This window comes from Streptomyces sp. NPDC031265 (genome assembly GCF_055570295.1).
Genome location: NZ_JBVIHM010000026.1, coordinates 1 through 2898, shown reverse-complemented (window position 1 = coordinate 2898; position 2898 = coordinate 1). Strand labels below are relative to the sequence as shown.

At 67.1% G+C, this 2898-nt stretch carries 5 protein-coding genes; 3 read left to right on the top strand and 2 right to left on the bottom strand.

From position 1 onward, the window contains the following. Positions 1-392 precede the first annotated feature (392 nt). Entirely contained in the window at positions 393-845 is a 453-nt protein-coding gene (locus ACZ499_RS30705) for a hypothetical protein (RefSeq protein ID WP_468679477.1), read from the bottom strand. A 295-nt stretch (positions 846-1140) separates the two neighbouring features. On the opposite strand from ACZ499_RS30705, the gene ACZ499_RS30700 reads away from it, so the two are divergent. From ACZ499_RS30700 to ACZ499_RS30690, 3 genes are all read left to right on the top strand, one after another. Beyond that, positions 1141-1404, top strand: coding sequence for a hypothetical protein (locus tag ACZ499_RS30700; RefSeq protein ID WP_468679476.1), 264 nt, complete (start codon positions 1141-1143; stop codon positions 1402-1404). Positions 1405-1567: 163 nt separating this feature from the next. Continuing rightward, entirely contained in the window at positions 1568-1912 is a 345-nt protein-coding gene (locus ACZ499_RS30695; protein WP_468679475.1) for a hypothetical protein, read from the top strand. A gap of 95 nt (positions 1913-2007) precedes the next feature. Beyond that, positions 2008-2463, top strand: a complete 456-nt coding sequence (locus ACZ499_RS30690; RefSeq protein ID WP_468679474.1) for a hypothetical protein — start codon at positions 2008-2010, stop codon at positions 2461-2463. Between the two features lie 37 nt (positions 2464-2500). On the opposite strand, the gene ACZ499_RS30685 is transcribed toward ACZ499_RS30690, so the two are convergent. Then, positions 2501-2898 (bottom strand): transposase family protein (locus tag ACZ499_RS30685; RefSeq protein WP_468679473.1); only part of this gene is annotated, 398 nt, incomplete at its 5' end.

Sequence of the window (2898 nt, the reverse complement as noted above, 5' to 3'; positions counted from 1 at the left end):
TCGGCCCCCCCTCTGCCACCCAGCCCGATGCGCCCCCCACCCACCCCCCCCACCCTGTTAAGCCCTGCTTTCGCCACGTTTCCCCCCCCCCCCCCCTCCCTCCCCCACGCCGCCCCCCCCCCAAGGCACGGCTGGCTTGGCCCGTCGGGCGGGTGCCGTGGCATCCATGGTGCTGCCGCGCGGGGGCCGGTGGCGGTCGACGGAGCGGTTGGCGACGGAGCGCGGAGCGGTGGACGGCGGGGGCAGCCGATCGGTTGACCCGGCCGCGGCCGGGCGGCCGTCCGTCGAACGTACGGACCCGCGGTGCGGGTGTCAGGTGTTCCGCACCACCGGGGCGCCGGGGGCCGGGCTGGACGGGGTCCCTGTCAGCCCCGGCGCTCACGGGAAGCGGGTCAGCAGATGACGGTCACCTCGTGGGAGACCGGGCGCGCCGCCCAGGGGTAGCTGGTGACACCGAAGGTGGCGCGGATGGTGGAGCCGCAGGCCACGTTGGCGCTCAGGCCCGGGACGTCCAGGTTGGTGTTGTTGAAGAGGGTGAACTTGGTGACGTTCGGCAGCGGGGCGCCGTCGACCGTGGCCGTGAAGGTGGTGGTGAGCTCCTTCGGCGTGGGGGCCGGGCTGCCCGGGGAGGGCGGGCCGGCAAGGCCGACCTTGCCGACGAACGCGACGGTGTTGCCGGTGACTTCGGCGCACAGGCGGGTTGAAAGGGCGGACTGGAGGCCGGAATTGCCGCAGGAGACCACGGTCTCGGTGGCGCTCGCGGGGGCGGCGACGGCGATCGCCGGGGTGAGGGCGGCGAGGCTCAGGCTTGCGACTGCGGCAGTGAGGAACGTCGAACGCTTCATGGTCGATCTCCCTGGAAGGACGGGCCGTCGGCGGATCCCGAATGGCTCACATGGCATGTGATATTTCACATGCCATGTGAAGATCAAGTGATCCTCGCGTGAACGACTTGAAATCGTGTGGCGACGGCTCGTCAACGTCCAGTTCAGGACACGGAGTTGACGGATCAGGCGGCGACAGGCGGGCGCGTCGGCCGGGGCCGCGGACCCCGCCGGGCACCCGGACCCGCCGCGCGGAGCTCGCACACCCGCTTCCAGCCGACGCACACAGCAGAAGAGCTGGCGATGGAGGAATAGCGTGGATGAAGGCTTCATCGGCGAGGCCGACGAGCGCAGCGCCGACACCGTGATCACGCCGGTCAAGCGCCGCCGAATGACCGAACTCTCCGACAAGCACAAGGCCTCGAACAAGGTCCACGCGGCACTCCGGGCCCCGTCGAACGCACCATCTCCCAGACCAGGCAGTGGCGAATCTTGCGGCAAGCCCGTATCAGCCCGTATGAGTCCGAACAAGCTCACGTCGGTCGCCGCCGCGATCCTCACCCTCATGATCTACATGTGAAAGGCTCCAGGTCAGACGCCCCCGCACCGAATATCAGAATCCCCGAATCGACACCTCGCCATCACCCGAATGGACGCACCCACATGGCGGTACTGGGCCTGGCAACTCTACGGTCGGTTCAGATCTCGGTTCCGAGACAGGTGGCTAGCCAGGGAGGTCAACCATGAACCGACTGCGCACCCTCGCCCTCGCGGCCGCGCCCGCGACATTGATGATCGGCCTGGCGATTCCGGCTTCCGCCGCACCTGCGCCGCAGGCGCCGACAACGCCGAACGCCAGCTGTTACACCCCGCGGGCAGACCAAGTTCTCACTGCCCAGGAAGGCATCAAGCTTGTCAGCGCCTGCAAGACTCAGAAGTCTGACCCCTCGTGGCACTGGATGGGCAACTACGGCTCGGTCTACGACGTGGTCAACGTCGCGAACAGCAGGGGCGTCGGCTCCGGTGGGCTGGTAACGATACCGAATGCCAGCGGCGGCGGCCTGATCCCGACCTTCATGTACTACTGAACGGGCGACCTGGTACTCCAGCAGCGTTTCGCTGTCTGACCTGGTCAGAGGCTTCGTTGGGAGTGTAGGTGTCGGGTGGCGTGGGGTGGGCGGTCTTGGCTGACCGCCCCTCCATCGAGTGGATCTGTCACTGGTCAACCGGGCAGGGTGCCGTCTTCGAAAGCTGCATTCCCGACCTTGCGGCCTTTCGCCCTGCCAGAAGACCGGTGGACTTCGAGGTGATTGAACGAGATCTCCGAGTGAGCCTCCCGTCTGACTATCGGGAGTTCGCCCACGCGTATCCCGCGCTCGAGATTGACGGCTTCCTGAGGGGCTGCTCCCCGACGTCGGGCCTTGAGGCGGAATTCTGTGACGAGATTCGCGAAGAGCTGGAGATCCTCCAAGATCTGTACCAAAGTGATCCTGATTTGAGCGGAGGTTACGCTCCCTATCCCAGTGAATCCGGCCTCATCCCCTGGGGCCCCCTCTCCCAGGACACTTTCTACTGGAAGGTATACGGGGACGGTGACCGTTGGCCTGTGGTCGTCGGTGGACGCAATGACGACTGGTAGGAATTCGAGGGAGGCGTGATCGCCTTACTGGTCGGGCTCATTGACGGACCATCGAACGTCGTGGACTGCCGCGCAACGTTCTGCAGCGAAGCTTCCGCAGGAGGCGCCAGCCCTTCAGTACGGCAATGGCGTGCTCGCCGGCGCAGCGGATTTTGGCGTGGCTGCTGTTGTGCCGTTGCTTCCAGCGCTTGAGTCGGCGGCCCCGGAAGGGGACTGGGATGTGGCGGCCGGTGCCTTGGTATGCCTTGTCCGCCCAGCATGTGAGTCCTGCGGCGGCGAGGGCGTCGACGGTTCCGTGGCTGCGTGCGGCGGTCAGGTCGTGGGTGGTGCCGGGCAGGGCTGGTGATGCCCAGGGCAGGCGACCGAACGGGTCGGTGAGGACCTGCACGTTCATGCCGTGCCGCTTGTGCTTGCCCGGGTAGTACGGGGTGTCGG